This window comes from Corynebacterium sp. HMSC069E04, assembly GCF_001813175.1.
Lineage (GTDB): Bacteria > Actinomycetota > Actinomycetes > Mycobacteriales > Mycobacteriaceae > Corynebacterium > Corynebacterium aurimucosum.
In genome coordinates, this window is record NZ_KV811637.1 from 1 (window position 1) to 348 (window position 348).

At 45.1% G+C, this 348-nt stretch carries 1 protein-coding gene; it reads right to left on the minus strand.

Annotated elements, in window-relative coordinates; translation table 11 throughout:
• Positions 1-45 precede the first annotated feature (45 nt).
• A partial coding sequence (locus HMPREF2896_RS12940; RefSeq protein WP_210388733.1) for a hypothetical protein occupies positions 46-348 on the minus strand: 303 nt, incomplete at its 5' end.

Consider the following 348-nt stretch of genomic DNA (forward strand, 5'->3'; position numbering starts at 1 on the left):
ATCGGGTGGAGATACATCTTAACCAGAATGGTTGACTAACATTTTTTAAAAGTACGTGGTGCATTGTTGGGTGTCTGGGGCATTGTTCCCTGGTTGTTTAACCCACATGAGCTTGATGGTCGGAGTGCTTAATGTTCTGGTTGTTGGTTTGTGTGGGGTGTTGTGTGAGAACTGTATAGTGGACGCGAGCATTAAACCATGTGCTTGCTGCTGATACGTGCTTTGTGCGTGTGTTGGTGGTGGGTTGTGGTTTGTGTGATTTCTTTGTTCTTTTGTGTTTTGTGTGTTCACACCAGCATTGTCTTCTGCTGCTTTTGTGGTGGTTGCCTTGTTGGTTGTGTGTTCGTT